This is a genomic window from Lachnospira sp. CLA-JM-H23, from assembly GCF_040096425.1.
In the GTDB taxonomy this organism is placed as follows: domain Bacteria; phylum Bacillota; class Clostridia; order Lachnospirales; family Lachnospiraceae; genus Lachnospira; species Lachnospira rogosae.
In genome coordinates, this window is sequence record NZ_JBBMET010000006.1 from 120,327 (window position 1) to 136,928 (window position 16,602).

Below are 16,602 nucleotides of genomic sequence, written 5' to 3' on the forward strand. Positions count from 1 at the left end.
TAGACAATGAAAGGCGAATTAAAAATGGATGTGAACGAATACCTTCCATTAAGAGATGTTGTATTCAATACATTAAGACAGGCTATTCTTACAGGAGAGATGGAACCTGGCGAAAGACTTATGGAGATACAGCTTGCTAACAAGCTTGGAGTAAGCCGTACACCTATACGAGAAGCAATCAGAAAGTTAGAGCTTGAAGGCCTTGTTATTATGATTCCAAGAAAAGGTGCTGAGGTTGCACATATAACTGTAAAGGATATGAGAGATGTCCTTGAGGTGCGTTCGGCGTTAGAAGAACTTGCTGCAACACTTGCCTGCAAGAATGTAACACCTGAACATATAGAGGAGTTAAAGACGGCTAACAGGGTATTTGAAGCCGCTATTGTATCTAAAGATGTAGTTGCTATAGTTAATGCAGATGTGGCATTCCACAATATTATATATTCAATGACAGACAACCAGAGACTTATCCAGCTTGTCAACAGTCTTAGTGAGCAGATGTACAGATATCGTCTTGAATATGTTAAAGATGCAAGAACACATTCTATACTTATAAGTGAGCATAACGATATAATCAGGCAGCTTGCCGATAAGGATGTCGAAAAAGCCAAGGTTATAGTAAGACAGCATATTACTAATCAGGAAAGGGGAATTATAAGACTTCTTAACATATAATTAAATAAAATTGTGATTTATTGAAAACTGAAAGCTGTATTCACCATACTATGAAAATGATAGGGGTGGGTATAGCTTTTTATTTTTTGGGGATAATTTCCATATAAATTATCTGGTACATCTTAAAGGTTGTGGCGGGGATGTTAAAAAGCAGCAAAAGCAACGGCGACCCGCTTTCGTTTAAGTGTCGCACGCAGCGGTGAAAGCCTTTAGGTGAGTGGATAATTTAATGGAAAGTTATTTCTGGTGGTGGCAGGTTGTCGGAAGTGTGGATTGCAGGACAGCTGTTAGGTGGAGGTGGGAAGCGACGATTGTAGAATAGTCGCTACCCAGTTGTGAGAACTTACTATATTGCAAGCTGGGTACTGTTGAAACCGTCGGCACTTAGCGGCTGTTCCTTAGCCGCTTACGTGTCCGCTACGGTTTCAAGTAGCGGGGGCGTGCCCAGCGGTAATATAGTAAGTCCTCACAACGTCCGTATGTAACAACGTCCGTCCGTCACACTAACACTATCCGTCCGTCACACTTTCCGTGCATAAGCATCTCCGCTTCCCACCACCATCCAGAAACTACCAGCAAACAAGGGGGTATATATGTTAAAATTAAATGAAAAAAGTGCAAAATCAACTTATATTATACTGGCATTAAGCATTATTATGCTTGTAATTGTAGGAATACGATTGTATAGTGATACTTATGCAGCATTTATGCAAAAAGATATAGCTTCGCAGATTATAAGATTTCATATAAGGGCGAATGACGACTCTGAGGAGGCACAGAATAATAAAATGCTTGTTAAGGCAGCGGTGCTTGATTATATAAGTCCGAAGCTTTCACAATCCGTATCATTAGAGGAGTCAAGACAGATTTTAAGTGATGAGAGTGATAATATAAAGAATGTTGCTGTTGATAAGCTTAGGAGCCTTGGAAGTAAGGAAGATGTAAGCGTTTATTTTGAAAATTGCTATTTTCCGATGAAAAGCTACGGGGATATGACATTTCCGCCAGGGGAATATGAGGCATTTAGAATAGATATAGGAGAGGCTTCAGGCAGGAACTGGTGGTGCGTATTATATCCACCATTATGTTTTGTGGATGCAGTATATGGTGTTGTGCCGGATGAGTCAAAGGATGAGCTTAAAAATGTACTGACAGAAGATGAGTACAGGGTAGTGTCTGGAGAAAAGGTACAGTACAGATTCAAGTATCTTAAATTTTTAAATAAGAAATAAGCTGTAAATGTAAAATAACCTATAAATAATGTAAAATTAATTATAAACATAAAATAATTGTAAGTATCAGAAGATTATGGATATAAGGCGATTGTTGACATTCAGTAATTATAAGCATAAAAAGATTGTAAGTATCAGGAAATTACTGATATAGGGTGATTATATTTATCAATAATCAGAGAATAAGAAAGGGAGTACACACGAGAATATGAATGATAAGGTATATGTTAAGATAAGAGGACTGTCGGCACAAGAGGCGGGCGATGCTTATAAAGAGGCAGAAGATATTGAGATAATAAGCGTTGGAAGATACACTAGGAGGGCAGGCAAGGAATATATACGCTATGAAGAAGTGTATGATGGAGAAAGTGCAAAATCTGACACGCTTATTAAAATATCAGAGGACAGAGTTGAGATAAGTAAAAAAGGTGCAATAACAACAATTATGGAGTTCATACAGGATAAAAAGACTGTAAGCTGTTATAACACACCTTATGGAGGCCTTGCGATGTCTATATATACAAGCATGCTGGATATAGAAAGGGATGAAGATAAGATTAATATAGCACTCGAATACACCATGGATGTTAATGGGCAGCAGATGAGTGAATGTAAGGTAAGAATTGAAATATGTAATCAGGGAAAGCTTGAATTGTAGAGATACATTTATAAAATTATATTTAAAGAGCTGTATTTTATAGATTATATTTTGTAAATTGTATTTTAATTCAGGTATTGCCTTAAATAAAGTGTCGTGGTACAATGACAGACAGATTGAATAAATAAAAGCAATGACGGAAAAAGTAGTATATGCGGAGCATACAGAGAGAGCTGTAGTGGTGAAATCAGCTTATGTGACTATTATATGAAGACCATTCCTGAGCTGTGCGTAGAAGAGATTATAATATATAATCTTGAAGCGTTACCGTGTGGCATACGTTACAGGCTGTAAGAGTGAAATAATAAGGTGGAACCGTGCAAATGCACCCTTAGGTATATGGCAGAGTGTACCTTGTGGGTGCTTTTTATATGTCAGGTAAAAAGCACATTTAACAGGTAACTAAGTCCGGACTAATACGCAAAGGAGATTAATAATAATGGTTAATTTTAAAGAAGACGAACAGTTAAGCACATTAAACCATTCTTGTGCACATTTAATGGCACAGGCAATTAAGCATCTTTATCCACAAGCTAAATTCTGGGTTGGACCAGTTGTAGCAGAAGGTTTTTACTATGATGTGGATCTTGGAGATGATGTTATCAGAGATGAAGATATTCCTAAGATTGAAAAGGAAATGAAGAAGGTAGCTAAGTCAGGAAAGAAGATTATCCGCAAGGAAATCTCTAAAGAAGAAGCTATGGAAATGTTCAAGGATGATGAATATAAGTTAGACCTTATCTCTAACCTTGAAGATGGAACAATAACTTGCTACGAGCAGGGAGATTTTACAGATCTTTGTCGTGGACCACACGTTGATAATGTTAAGTTATGCCGTAATTTTAAGTTGCTCAGACATTCAGGCGCTTACTGGAAGGGCGACAGCAACAATAAGGTTCTCCAGAGAATATATGGTGTATGTTTCCCAACACCAGAAGAACTTGAAGCACACCTTCAGGAACTTGAAGAAGCTAAGGAAAGAGATCACAGAAAGATAGGTAAGGATATGGAACTCTTTATGGTTGATGACCTTATCGGACGTGGTCTTCCAATGTTCTTACCAAAGGGCTATATAATATGGCAGGAACTTGAGAACTATATTAAAGATAAAGAAAGAAAGCTTGGATATCAGCACGTTATGACACCTTGTGTTGGTACAGTTAATCTTTATAAGACATCAGGACACTGGGATCATTATAAGGAAAATATGTTCCCGGCAATGGAAGTTGATGATGAAGCATTTGTATTAAGACCAATGAACTGCCCTCATCATATGATGATATATGCTAACAGACTTCACTCATATAAGGATCTTCCTATAAGAATTGGTGAGATAGCACATGATTTCAGATATGAGTCAAGTGGAACATTAAAGGGTATTGAAAGAGGAAGACATTTCTGCCAGAATGATGCCCACCTTTTTGTAACACCAGAGCAGATTAAAGATGAAATATCTAAGGTAGTTGACCTTATATTCTCAACATACAAGGATTTTGGAATTACAGATTATCGTTGTGTTCTTTCACTTAGAGATCCAGAAAATAAGACTAAGTACCACGATGATGATGAAATGTGGAATAAGGCTGAAAATGCTTTAAGAGATGTTATGAACAGTCTTGGTATTGAATATACAGAAGAAATCGGTGAAGCTGCATTCTACGGTCCTAAGCTTGATGTTAATGTTAAGCCGGCTGTTGGTAATGAAATCACATTATCTACATGCCAGTTAGACTTCTGTCTTCCAGCTAAGTTCAACCTTTCATATGTTGACAAGGATGGCGAGAAGAAGACACCAGTTGTACTTCACAGAGCTATACTTGGTTCTCTTGACAGATTTATGGCATATATACTTGAAGAAACAAAGGGTAACCTTCCAACATGGTTAGCACCAGTTCAGGTAAGAGTAATGCCAGTTAAGACAGATAATGATGAGATTATGAATTATGCACACGAAATCGTTGATGCTCTTGAAGCTAAAAATGTAAGAGTAGAACTTGATGACAGAGCAGAAAAGCTTGGTTATCGTATGCGTGAGGGACAGATCCAGAAAGTTCCATATCTTCTTGTTATTGGATTTAACGAGCAGGAGAACAAGACAGTATCATACAGACTTCACGGACAGCAGGATACAACAACACTTGGACTTGATGAGTTCGTAGAAAAGATTGATACAGAGATAAAGAATAAGGCAAGATAATGACAGAAATGCATAATGTGCATGCTAAGAGATTTACTAATGTGTAGATATTGGCTGTAGCTATAATACTTGGATCTTAGAAACATATAATAAATAATAGGTGAAAACCAGCAGTGGCTTTCGCTGGCATTGAAGGTTGGCTTATGAAGAGCTTGTTTTAGTGCTGGGGAGGTGCTGCTGGTTTTCTTATTTAATAGATATATAATATGTTGGTTATAGACTTTTGGTATTGTGCTTTATATAATTGTATTAAAATATTGATGTAACTTATATATTTGTACATAAGGATGGAGGAGAAACAAAACTATGATAAAAGTGCTCTTTATCTGCCACGGCAACATCTGCCGCAGCACTATGGCAGAAAGCATTATGACATATTTAGTTAAACAGGCAGGAGTTGAAGATCAATTTTACATCAACTCGGCGGCAACAAGCTGTGAAGAAATAGGCAATCCGCCACATAGCGGAACCGTGGCGAAGCTTAAAGCGGAGGGAATACCTGTAATTCCTCATAGAGCAGTGCAGATGACACTTAATGATTATGAGGAGTATGATTACCTGATTGGCATGGATACAGAGAATATCCGCAATATGCAGAGACTATCTGGTGGAGATCCTGACGAAAAGGTATACAAGCTTATGACATTTGCAGGTTCAGGTTCGGATGTGGCAGACCCTTGGTATACAGGAGATTTTGAGGCGACATATAAAGATGTAAGAAAAGGCTGTGAAGGATTGCTAAAAGTTCTTATGAATCTTTAATTAAATAGTATATTTTCCCCACCCCTGCATAAACTGTACAAACAGATATGCAGGGGTTTTTATTTGAAAACTTATATTGAAGAAAGGGTTATAGATATAGCTGATTATATAATCGACAATAATGCAACAGTGCGCAAGGCGGCTAAGCAGTTTGGGGTGAGCAAAAGCACAGCACATAAAGATGTTACGACAAGACTTTTGGAGATAGACCCACAGCTTGCAGCGAAGGTCAGGAAAATACTGGATATTAATAAGCAGGAACGCCACATAAGGGGTGGACTTGCAACCAAAGAAAAATATTCACATATGACAAGATAAAATAATTTTTATATTTTACATTTTATATTTCGCACTTTATATTGTATATTTTGCACTTTGTATTTTACAATTTGCACTTTGTACGTTATACATAAAAAGAAAATTGAATAAATCAGACATAACTACCAATAATATAACTGGAATTATAAATGTGACAGACACACATTTTATTAGTAAATATTAGTTGTTGTATTAATGGAGGTTGTAGAATGAATTATGATTCGTCTGACTTTGCAGGTGGTGTACCAATGAATGAGCCGGATGCAGTAAGGTGCTGTGCACCAGCGGCAAGTGCTTATAGTGATGGAATTCCGGCAGGATATCTTGATAATCCGTGTATTCCAGCAGGAAGCCATAACAGGTCACATAAGGTTATGGAACATAGAAAGCTTGAGATAAGAAAGGTTATAGGCAGGGAAATTCTTGACTCAAGGGGCAATCCGACAGTTGAGGCACAGGTTATGCTAAAAGATGGAACAGTTGGAATGGGAAAGTCACCAAGCGGTGCGTCAACAGGTGCGTTTGAGGCGGTAGAACTCAGGGATATGAATCTTAAACGATATGGTGGTAAAGGTACGCTTAAAGCAGTTAATCACATAAATGTCGAGCTTAATAACAGCGTTCTTGCGATGGATTCGTCAGAAACATATTCAGTTGATAAAGCGATGATTGACGAAGACAAAACGCACGATAAGGCACGGTTTGGAGCTAATTCGATACTTGCAGTTTCAATTGCGGCAGCAAGAGCTGCAGCACAGTCGCTGCATATGCCGCTGTATCGTTTCCTTGGAGGAGTGGCTGGTACTACATTGCCGGTTCCACTTATGAATATAATTAATGGTGGAAGACATGCTGTTGGAAGCGATTTTCAGGAGTATATGATAGTTCCAGCAGGAGCACCTTGTTTCAGGGAAGCTTTAAGGATGGGAACAGAAGTGTTTCATTCATTAAGGGACATACTTTCACAGAGGGGATATGTTACAACTGTTGGTGACGAGGGCGGATTTGCACCTGCCATAACAAAGGCAGATGAAGTGTTTGCTGTGTTGCAGGAAGCAGTTATGGCAGCAGGATATGAACCGGGTAAGGATGTGTATTTTGCTATGGATGCTGCGGCATCAGAACTTTACAATACAGAGAGCGGATTATATGAATTTGCAAGAGAATACGCAGCTCTTGGAAACTCAGCCGATGGCGGAATAAAAAGGAGTACTGAAGAATTAATTAATTATTATGAAATGCTGGTTAATAAATTTCCAATTATTTCAATTGAAGACCCTCTTAATGAGGAAGATTGGAGTGGCTGGAAAAGCATTACAGAAAGACTTGGGGAAAAAGTACAGATTGTGGGAGATGATTTATTCGTAACTAATACAGTAAGATTAAAGAAAGGAATTGAGATGGGTTGTGCGAATTCAATTCTTATAAAGCCTAACCAGATTGGAACATTATCAGAGACATTAGAGGCAGTAAAAATGGCACATAGATACGGGTACACAGCAATTGCCAGCCATCGCTCAGGTGAAACAGATGATACAACAATAGCAGATCTGGCAGTTGCTCTTAATATGGGTCAGATAAAGACAGGTGCACCATCAAGAGCCGAGCGTATCGCCAAATACAACCGACTCCTACAAATAGAAGACGAACTAGGCGAGTCCGCCACATACGCCGGCATAGAAGCTTTTGGAAAATAGTCAAACAAGACATAAAGAGATTAAATAAAAAACTGTATGCAATATTAGCATATTGTATACAGAAAATCCAAAGTCTGGTTATTATGCAGACTGTAAAAAATGTCCGATATATTCAATTAACAGATGGTAAATAAAGAATAAAAACAGCATCAAGAACTGCTATATTACAAGCTGGGTGCTTTTGCAGCCGTCGGCACTTAGCGGCTGTATTTTAACCGTTTATGTGTCAGCTATGGCTGCAAGCAGTGCGAACGTGCCCGACGGAAATATAGCAGTCCTTGCTGCGTCTGTTGTCAATCCACAAATTAGCAAAACTGTAATTGAGTTATTTCTCAATCCTTTAATTGGTTAAATCTGTAATTCGGCAATATCTTCATACTTAGATGAGACATTTTCGGAACGCTTCTATAACAGTGCCGTAATATTCAAATCCTTCTTCTTAGAAAGATCAATATATTCCCCATCAACCTGCACAACTGGCTTGTGAAGTGCACTGTCATTAATAAGTATGACCTTTCCTACACGTCCGTCAGACAGACGTACATCAGTGTGAATGTAAGATGAAGCTACATTTTTAAGGAAAGGTATTGCAAATACAGGGTCAAACTTGGTAAATGCGTCTTCATACATAAGGCGTACTACCTCAAATGGACATATAGGAGCTCTGTATATACGGCTTGAAGTCATTGCATCATATACATCAGCTATTGCAATAATCTTGGCTGTTTCAGGTATTTTATCGCTCTTGAGTCCGAAAGGATAACCAGTTCCGTCACATTTTTCGTGATGGAGAAGAATAGCTTCCTTAACAGACATAGGCATAAACTTGTTCTTAACCTGCTCGTAACCTAAGTTGACATGCTTTTTCATGATTTCGTATTCGTTATCAGTAAGATTTCCGGGCTTGTTAAGAATCTTCTCAGGTATAAGGAGCTTACCAATATCGTGCATAAGTCCAGCGAGTGTAAGCACCTTAATCTTCTCCTGATTGTAGCCCATCCATTTGCCAATGACAGAAGCGATTAAAGCGACATTCATAGAGTGGACATATGTAAGGTCATCAACGTCACGCATAGCGTGAAGCATATCAAATAACTGTAATGAGTTGTTAGACTCAGCAACGATGTCAATAGTATTTTTGACTAAAGATTTTGTGTCAACTTCATCATCAGATGAGATTAACTTCTTTAAGTCATCTTTGAAAGTGTCAATATGTTCATTGTAATGTTCTTCAAATGTCTTGAATTCTTCTGAATTACGGACAGTTTCGTAGTATTTGGTGTTCTCATCATCAGCGGCTTTGGCAGCTTCTTTAGCTTCGTCTACAGCAGAAATGCTGCTTATAGTACGATTATCTATGGCAGAATCAGCCGCAGTCTTATCATATACAGATATTTCAAGAATATGATGTCCTGAAATTCTTGAAATGAGGTCAAGATTAAGGACAGTTCCTTTTGTCAAAAGGACAGAACCATCATTAAGTATTACGTCACGGGAAAGTTCCATTCCTTCTTCTGCATCAAATATAAATATTGTAAGTTCGTTCATTAGTTAAATCCTCTTATATGGCTTGAATATTAGTAATCATAATACGATTAAATGATAAAAATATTATAAATTTAATATATAAAAAAGTCAATTAGACTTGACGTATTAGCATCAATTGTGTAGTATCTATATGCAGTTAATTAAATAATGATTATATCCCTTATTTAGAGCGGTGGAGATACATAGGATCTATGAAGCCCGGCAACCCCTTTTTAGGAAGGTGCCAACCTGAGCGAGAGAATTCGAACAATGAGAGGATTTCGAGATAAACAATCGGGGTCCCTTAGGGGGCTCCGGTTTTTGCTATTACATTTAAAAAGTCGGAAACACCAAGGATGATAAGTGATATTAATCACAGTGACTAAAGGATTAGATATTAAGAAGGAGAAAGACAAAGAATGGAAAAAAGATTATTTACATCAGAATCAGTAACTGAAGGACATCCTGACAAAATCTGCGACCAGATTTCAGATGCAGTGCTTGATGCACTTTATGCACAGGATCCATATTCAAGAGTAGCCTGCGAGACACTTACTAACACAGGTTTCGTTATGGTTATGGGTGAGATTACAACTAAGGCAAATGTTGATATTCCTCAGATTGTACGTGATACAGTTGTAGAGATTGGTTATGATAGTTCAGAAAAAGGCTTTGATGGTAATACTTGTGCTGTTATGGTTGCACTTGATAAGCAGTCAGCAGATATAGCTATGGGTGTTGATAAGGCACTTGAAGCTAAGGAAGGTGTAGATAAGGAAGATGATGACCTTGGTGCTGGAGATCAGGGTATGATGTTTGGTTATGCTACTAACGAGACAGAAGAATATATGCCATACTCAGCAGCACTTGCACAGAAGCTTTCCAAGCAGCTTACAAAGGTTCGCAAGGACGGTACATTAAGCTACTTAAGACCAGATGGAAAGACACAGGTAACTGTTGAATATGATGAGAACAACAAGCCAATCCGTCTCGATGCAATTGTTGTTTCGTCACAGCATGCACCGGATGTAACACAGGAACAGATTCACGAAGATATCAAGAAGTATGTTATCGATGCAATCGTTGACCAGGCTATGGTAGATGCAGATACTAAGATATTCATCAATCCAACAGGACGTTTCGTTATAGGTGGTCCAAATGGGGATTCAGGCCTTACAGGTAGAAAGATTATCGTAGATACTTACGGTGGAGCTGCAAGACATGGTGGTGGAGCTTTCTCGGGTAAGGACTGCACTAAGGTTGACCGTTCGGCAGCATACGCAGCCCGTTATGTAGCTAAGAACTTAGTTGCAGCAGGTATCGCCGACAGATGTGAAATCCAGCTTTCATATGCTATAGGTGTTGCACATCCAACATCTATATGTGTTGATACATTTGGCACAGGTAAGTTAAGCGATGAGAAGATTGTAGAAATCATAAGAGAGAACTTCGATTTAAGACCAAACGGAATTATCAAGATGCTTGACTTAAGAAGACCTATCTACAAGCAGACAGCAAGCTATGGCCACTTTGGACGTACAGATCTTAACCTTCCTTGGGAGCAGTTAGATAAGGTTGATGCACTTAAGAAGTATCTTTAATAAAGATATAATTGGATGGATTAAATTAGTTAAATTATAGGAATTAATATAATTATAATGGATATATGGCGGATACATTTTAGAATTAATAAAATGTATCCGCCATATTTTGATTTTTTGTAAGAATGCAAATGTAAATTTTCTGCTATGTAGGTTTTGTCAATAATGTGAGTTTTTCATTATTTCGGTGTTATATCAAGAATATCGAACACAAATCTAATGCTATTTTATGCTTTTAAAAAATTTTTTCTTTTTTTAGCGTTTAGGACTTTTAAAATTCTGTATTTATGTATATAATGTTGATTAGCTATGAAAAATGTTTTTGATAGCAGGTATATTAACAAGATATAATTGTTGGAAAAGTTAAAGTGTGATGCTGGTATATAGTATTTTATACTTAATATAGTATAGCATTTTACAATGTATAGTACTTATAGTATTTAATGTATAGTGCTTTAACAGAATTATGTAATAGATTGGATAATTATAGAAGATTAGGGAGGAGAACAGTATGTTATCTACTGATATTGGTATTGATTTAGGTACTGCAAGTATTCTTGTATATATAAAAGGAAAGGGTGTTGTGTTAAAAGAGCCATCAGTTGTTGCCTTTGACAGAGATACTAATAAGATTAAAGCTATCGGAGAGGAAGCAAGACTTATGCTTGGTAGAACACCTGGTAATATTGTCGCTGTACGACCTCTTCGTCAGGGCGTTATTTCTGATTACACAGTAACAGAAAAGATGCTTAAATATTTCATTCAGAAAGCAATTGGTAGAAGAATGTTAAAGAAGCCTAGAATAAGCGTATGTGTTCCATCAGGAGTTACAGAAGTTGAGAAGAAGGCGGTTGAGGATGCAACTCTTCAGGCAGGAGCAAGAGAAGTTGCAATTATCGAAGAGCCAATTGCGGCAGCTATTGGAGCAGGTATTGATATTTCAAGACCTTGCGGTAATATGATAGTTGATATCGGTGGTGGTACTACAGATATCGCTGTTATTTCACTTGGAGGTACTGTTGTTAGTACATCTATAAAGATTGCAGGTGATGATTTCGATGAAGCACTTGTTAGATATATGAGAAAGAAGCACAACCTTCTTATCGGTGAAAGAACAGCCGAAGATATTAAGATAAAGATAGGATCAGCGTATCCAAGACCAGAAGTAGTTACAATGAATGTAAGAGGACGTAATCTTGTTACAGGTCTTCCAAAGACAGTTGAAGTTACATCTGAAGAGACAGAAGAAGCATTAAGAGAAGCTACTTCACAGATTGTTGAAGCTGTACACAGCGTATTAGAAAAGACACCTCCAGAACTTGCATCTGATATTGCAGACAGAGGTATTGTTCTTACAGGAGGCGGAAGTCTTCTTTCAGGTCTTGAAGATCTTATAGAGTCTAAGACAGGAATTAACACAATGACAGCAGAAGACCCTATGACAGCAGTTGCTATAGGAACTGGTAAGTTTATTGAATTCCTTTCAGGATACAGAGAAGAATAGATTTAAGAAAAGGGGTCAGGTATGGTAAGAGGTTTATATACTGCTTATACTGGATTGGTGAATCAGCAGAAGAGACTGGACATTGTATCTAATAATCTGGCAAATTCTACAACAACAGGTTACAAGAAAGAGGGCATGACTACCCAGAGCTTTGATTCAGTATATGGGATTAAGGTTAAAGATGAGACAGTTGGTTATATGAATCAGAATATAGGCAAGATGAGTCTTGGAGTAAAGATAGGAGAAACTTACAGAAGCTGGGATCAGGGTTCTTTAAAGAATACTGAAAGTTCTTATGATTTTGCACTTGCAGGCGATGGCTTTTTCTCTATATCATTCACTAACAAAGCAGGTGAGACATCAACACTTTATACCAGGGATGGATCGTTCCAGATGAACAGCGAAGGCTATCTGGTTACCAAGGATGGTGATTATGTGCTTGGAGAGAGTGGAGATCCAATCGTTCTTCCAACAGACATATCCAAGCTTACAGTTGATTCTACAGGAAGAATATATGCAGACGGACAGTATGTAGATACATTTGGAATTGTAGATTTTGAAGATTATAATTACATAGAAGCATATGGAGAAAATCTTTACAGAGCTGTAGACGGTGCAACATTTAAAGATTCAACAGCAAGTGTTAATCAGGGGTATCTTGAAACATCTAATATTAATGTTGTATCAGAAATGGTCGATATGATTAACATAGCAAGAGAATTTGAAAGTAATCAGAAAATTGTTAATTCGATTGATGAAATGCTTGGCAAGATGGTAAGTATTTCCGAATTGTAATCACATAGGAGGATAAGATTATGATGAGATCATTATGGACTGCTGCATCAGGAATGATGGCACAGCAGACAAGTGTAGATACAATATCTAATAATCTGGCTAATGTTAATACGGTCGGTTATAAGTCAGAATCAACAGAATTTAAATCATTATTATATCAGAATCTCCAGTCGAGAACAACATCTGCGAATGGAGAATATAAGCCGGTAGCTGCACAGGTAGGACTTGGTGCAAGAGTTGCGTCAGTTACATCACATTTTACACAGGGTGCTATGAATGCAAGTGACAGCTCAACTGATTTTGCGATTAGTGGTGACGGATTATTTGCTGTACAGAATGAAGAAGGTGAGACAGTATATACACGTAATGGTAATTTCTACTTCTCAACAGCAACAGAAGGAATGATGTTATGTACAGCAGATGGTTATCCTGTACTTAGCACAGATGGACAGCCAATCGTATTATCATCAGATTACAATGCGGCTAATATTAAGGTATCATCAGAGGGTGACCTTATGTATCCAGGTGAAGATGGTAATCTTGCTAATATAGGTGTTAAGATAGGACTTTTCCAGTTCGCTAATCCATCAGGTCTTGATAAGCTTGGTGGTAACTATCTTGCAGAGACTGAAGCATCAGGAGTTCCAATGAATGAGGAGACTGACGGAGTTGCTAAGAAGAGTCAGTTAAAGCAGAATTATCTTGAAGCGTCAAATGTACAGGTGGCAACAGAGATGGTTAACCTTATTACAGCACAGAGAGCATATGAGTTATGTTCTAAGGCAATCACAACATCAGATACAATGATGGAACAGGCTAACTCATTAAAGAGATAAATAAAATAGATATGATTTGCAGTAATGACAAGGGAGAATAGGTATGGATTATTCAACATCAATAAGTACAAGTTATGCAGATACATATGATAAAACTTCATCACAGCTTAGTGATAAGCTTACAAGTACAGATTTCTCACAGGCATCAGACGATGAACTTATGAGCGTGTGCAAGGACTTTGAAAGCTACTTTGTTGAGCAGATGTTAAAGTCAATGCAGAAAATGGCTAAGATAGATGCAGATGATGACGACGACTCATCTTTATTCAGCAGTATGGCATCTATTTCAGGCAGTTCGGATTCGGCTATGAGTACAATGGGAAGTTACTTTGGCGATGAGATGATAAAGAACTACGCAGAAGTATTTACAGAGTCTAATAATGGGAAAGGACTTGGAATAGCCCAGACATTATATGAACAGATGAAGCGTAATTATTCTTCGGATTTATAGATTGCAGTGTGTTTTAAGTGGACGGTTTTATTAAACACAATGTGGTTTTAATATTAATATATTATTAAAGAGAGGGAAGCAGATTGGATTACGAGTCTGTTAAATACGTTGAAGGATTTATAGATAATATAATTTATCGTAATGAAGACAATGGATATACAGTATTTGAGATAATATATCAGGGTGAAGATGTCACCTGTGTTGGTACGTTAAGTTATATCAACACAGGTGAATTTATTACTGCGAATGGCGAATTTGTCAAACACGCAGTATATTATATGCAGTTTAAGATTTCTTCTTATGAATTCAAGGCGCCGGCGGACAAGGAGTCAGTGAGGCGTTATCTAAGTTCTGGTGCAGTTAAAGGAATAGGCAGCAAGATGGCTGAACGTATAGTAGATACATTTGGCGATGATACATTCCGCATTATGGAAGATGAACCAGAACGTCTTGCAGAGATTAAAGGAATAAGCATAGCTAAAGCAATGGACATTGCTAACCAGCTTGCGGATAAGCACGATATGCGTCGTGCGATGATGTTTCTGCAGAATTATGGAATCCAGATGAATTTAGCCAATAAAATATTTAAAAGATATGGCAATGATATTTACACAATCATAGAACAAAATCCGTACAGGCTGGCTGATGATATTGAGGGCGTAGGCTTTAAGACGGCTGATGAGATTGCTTCCAGAGTTGGAATTAAGGTTGATTCGGAGTTCAGAATAAGAAGTGGAATGTTCTACTGTCTTAATCAGGCGGCATTGCAGGGACACGTGTATCTTCCTTATGAAGAATTAAAGAGGCAGGTGTCATCACTTCTGCTTATTGACATTGGTGATTATGATAAGTTTCTTATGGATCTTGCTATAGATAAGAAGATTGTTGTAAGAACAGAGGGGGAATCTAAAAATGTGTATTCTGCGATGTATTTCTATATGGAACAGAATGTTGCAAGGGCATTGGCAGGACTTGATATAAAATGCGATGAAAATATCAACGAGGTCAATAACAGAATAGCAGGGATTGAACGATCAGAGGGCATTGTGCTTGATGACATACAAAAAGAAGCTGTTGTAAAAGCTGCACTTAACGGACTTGTTATAATAACAGGTGGACCGGGAACCGGTAAGACAACAACAATTAATACGATAATTAAATATTTTGAGATGGAAGGTCTTGAGATAAGGCTTGCGGCACCGACGGGAAGAGCTGCCAAGAGAATGACAGAAACGTGTGGTTTTGAGGCACAGACAATTCACAGACTTCTTGAAATAGTTGGAAGCACTATGGTTGATAAAGAAGACAAGAAAAATCAGACATCAAGCCTTGGAATGAGCTTTGACAGAAATGAAGACAACCCGTTGGAAGCAGATGTAATAATTGTAGATGAGATGTCAATGGTTGATATTAATATTATGAATTCGCTTCTTAAAGCAGTAGCAGTTGGAACAAGACTTATACTTGTAGGTGATGTTGACCAGCTTCCAAGTGTTGGACCAGGAAATGTTCTTAAAGACATAATAGCATCTGAGTGCTTTCCTGTTGTTAAGCTTGAAAAGATATTCAGGCAGGCGGCTGAGAGCGAGATTATAACTAATGCCCATAAGATTAATAAAGGCGATAAGGTGACACTTAATAAATACAGTAAGGATTTCCTGTTTATACATAGAAATGGACCAGATGCAATAATTGCGGCTATGAAGACTGTTATAAGTGAGAAGCTTCCAAAGTATGTTAATGCAGATGTGAGTGAACTTCAGATTTTGACACCATCAAGAAAATCATCTGTTGGAGTTGACAGGCTTAACACTGTAATGCAGGAATATCTTAATCCGCCGGACAGTGGCAAAATGGAGAAGAAAGTTGGCGATACAATATTCCGTGAGGGCGATAAGGTTATGCAGATTAAGAATGACTATCAGCTCGAATGGGAGAAAAAGAACCGCTATGGCATTGCGGTAGAGCAAGGCAGTGGAGTGTTTAATGGTGATACTGGAATTATTGATGATATCAACAATTATAATCAGAGTGTTACTGTCAAATTTGAAGATGGAAGATATGTTGATTATGAGTTTGCACAGCTTGACGAGCTTGAACTTGCATATGCGATAACTGTACATAAGGCACAGGGAAGTGAATATCCTGCGGTTATAATACCGATGTATCAGGGGCCAAGGATGCTTATGAACAGAAACATACTTTATACGGCTGTTACAAGGGCAAGAAAGTGTGTATGTATGATAGGTGATGAACGAATTTTTAACCAGATGGCAGAAAATGTATCTGAAACAAGAAGATATTCGTCTTTAGATGAGAGGATAAAGGAAATAAAAAATATTGAATAAA

14 protein-coding genes and 1 riboswitch are annotated in these 16,602 nt (G+C 37.7%); of the genes, 13 read left to right on the top strand and 1 reads right to left on the bottom strand.

Annotated features, from left to right (window positions below):
- Nucleotides 1-6: 6 nt before the first annotated feature.
- From WMO42_RS09150 to eno, 7 genes are all read left to right on the top strand, one after another.
- Nucleotides 7-675, top strand: coding sequence for a GntR family transcriptional regulator (locus WMO42_RS09150; RefSeq protein ID WP_022502390.1), 669 nt, complete (start codon nt 7-9; stop codon nt 673-675).
- A 593-nt stretch (nt 676-1,268) separates the two neighbouring features.
- Nucleotides 1,269-1,907 carry a stage II sporulation protein R gene (gene spoIIR / locus WMO42_RS09155; RefSeq protein WP_022502391.1) on the top strand — a complete coding sequence of 213 codons (639 nt, stop codon included), beginning with the start codon at nt 1,269-1,271 and terminating at the stop codon, nt 1,905-1,907.
- 208 nt (nt 1,908-2,115) lie between these two features.
- Nucleotides 2,116-2,565, top strand: coding sequence for a DUF1934 domain-containing protein (locus tag WMO42_RS09160; protein ID WP_022502392.1), 450 nt, complete (start codon nt 2,116-2,118; stop codon nt 2,563-2,565).
- Nucleotides 2,566-3,004: 439 nt separating this feature from the next.
- Nucleotides 3,005-4,762 (top strand): threonine--tRNA ligase, encoded by a 1,758-nt coding sequence (gene thrS, locus WMO42_RS09165; RefSeq protein WP_022502393.1) that lies wholly within the window; start codon nt 3,005-3,007, stop codon nt 4,760-4,762.
- A 306-nt stretch (nt 4,763-5,068) separates the two neighbouring features.
- On the top strand, nt 5,069-5,524 hold the full coding sequence (locus WMO42_RS09170; RefSeq protein ID WP_349192102.1) for a low molecular weight protein-tyrosine-phosphatase: 456 nt from the start codon (nt 5,069-5,071) through the stop codon (nt 5,522-5,524).
- Nucleotides 5,525-5,587: 63 nt separating this feature from the next.
- The gene (gene spoIIID / locus WMO42_RS09175; RefSeq protein ID WP_022502395.1) at nt 5,588-5,842 is read left to right on the top strand and encodes a sporulation transcriptional regulator SpoIIID; all 255 of its coding nucleotides are present in this window, start codon (nt 5,588-5,590) and stop codon (nt 5,840-5,842) included.
- Between the two features lie 374 nt (nt 5,843-6,216).
- Nucleotides 6,217-7,539 carry a phosphopyruvate hydratase gene (eno, locus tag WMO42_RS09180; RefSeq protein ID WP_349192171.1) on the top strand — a complete coding sequence of 441 codons (1,323 nt, stop codon included), beginning with the start codon at nt 6,217-6,219 and terminating at the stop codon, nt 7,537-7,539.
- A 405-nt stretch (nt 7,540-7,944) separates the two neighbouring features.
- On the opposite strand, the gene WMO42_RS09185 is transcribed toward eno, so the two are convergent.
- On the bottom strand, nt 7,945-9,087 hold the full coding sequence (locus WMO42_RS09185; protein ID WP_349192103.1) for an HD-GYP domain-containing protein: 1,143 nt from the start codon (nt 9,085-9,087) through the stop codon (nt 7,945-7,947).
- A gap of 157 nt (nt 9,088-9,244) precedes the next feature.
- A riboswitch (SAM riboswitch) is annotated at nt 9,245-9,343 on the top strand.
- Nucleotides 9,344-9,485: 142 nt separating this feature from the next.
- Between WMO42_RS09185 and metK the strand changes: the two genes are divergently transcribed.
- The 6 genes from metK (at nt 9,486) to WMO42_RS09215 (ending at nt 16,601) form a co-directional block, all read left to right on the top strand.
- The gene (metK, locus tag WMO42_RS09190) at nt 9,486-10,667 is read left to right on the top strand and encodes a methionine adenosyltransferase (protein WP_055306895.1); all 1,182 of its coding nucleotides are present in this window, start codon (nt 9,486-9,488) and stop codon (nt 10,665-10,667) included.
- 511 nt (nt 10,668-11,178) lie between these two features.
- Nucleotides 11,179-12,171 (top strand): rod shape-determining protein, encoded by a 993-nt coding sequence (locus WMO42_RS09195; protein ID WP_022502399.1) that lies wholly within the window; start codon nt 11,179-11,181, stop codon nt 12,169-12,171.
- A gap of 21 nt (nt 12,172-12,192) precedes the next feature.
- Nucleotides 12,193-12,966 (top strand): flagellar basal-body rod protein FlgF, encoded by a 774-nt coding sequence (flgF, locus tag WMO42_RS09200; protein ID WP_022502400.1) that lies wholly within the window; start codon nt 12,193-12,195, stop codon nt 12,964-12,966.
- 20 nt (nt 12,967-12,986) lie between these two features.
- The gene (locus WMO42_RS09205) at nt 12,987-13,802 is read left to right on the top strand and encodes a flagellar hook-basal body protein (RefSeq protein WP_022502401.1); all 816 of its coding nucleotides are present in this window, start codon (nt 12,987-12,989) and stop codon (nt 13,800-13,802) included.
- Between the two features lie 43 nt (nt 13,803-13,845).
- Nucleotides 13,846-14,253, top strand: coding sequence for a hypothetical protein (locus WMO42_RS09210; protein ID WP_055176931.1), 408 nt, complete (start codon nt 13,846-13,848; stop codon nt 14,251-14,253).
- An 83-nt stretch (nt 14,254-14,336) separates the two neighbouring features.
- Nucleotides 14,337-16,601, top strand: a complete 2,265-nt coding sequence (locus tag WMO42_RS09215) for an ATP-dependent RecD-like DNA helicase (protein ID WP_349192106.1) — start codon at nt 14,337-14,339, stop codon at nt 16,599-16,601.
- Nucleotide 16,602: the final 1 nt, after the last annotated feature.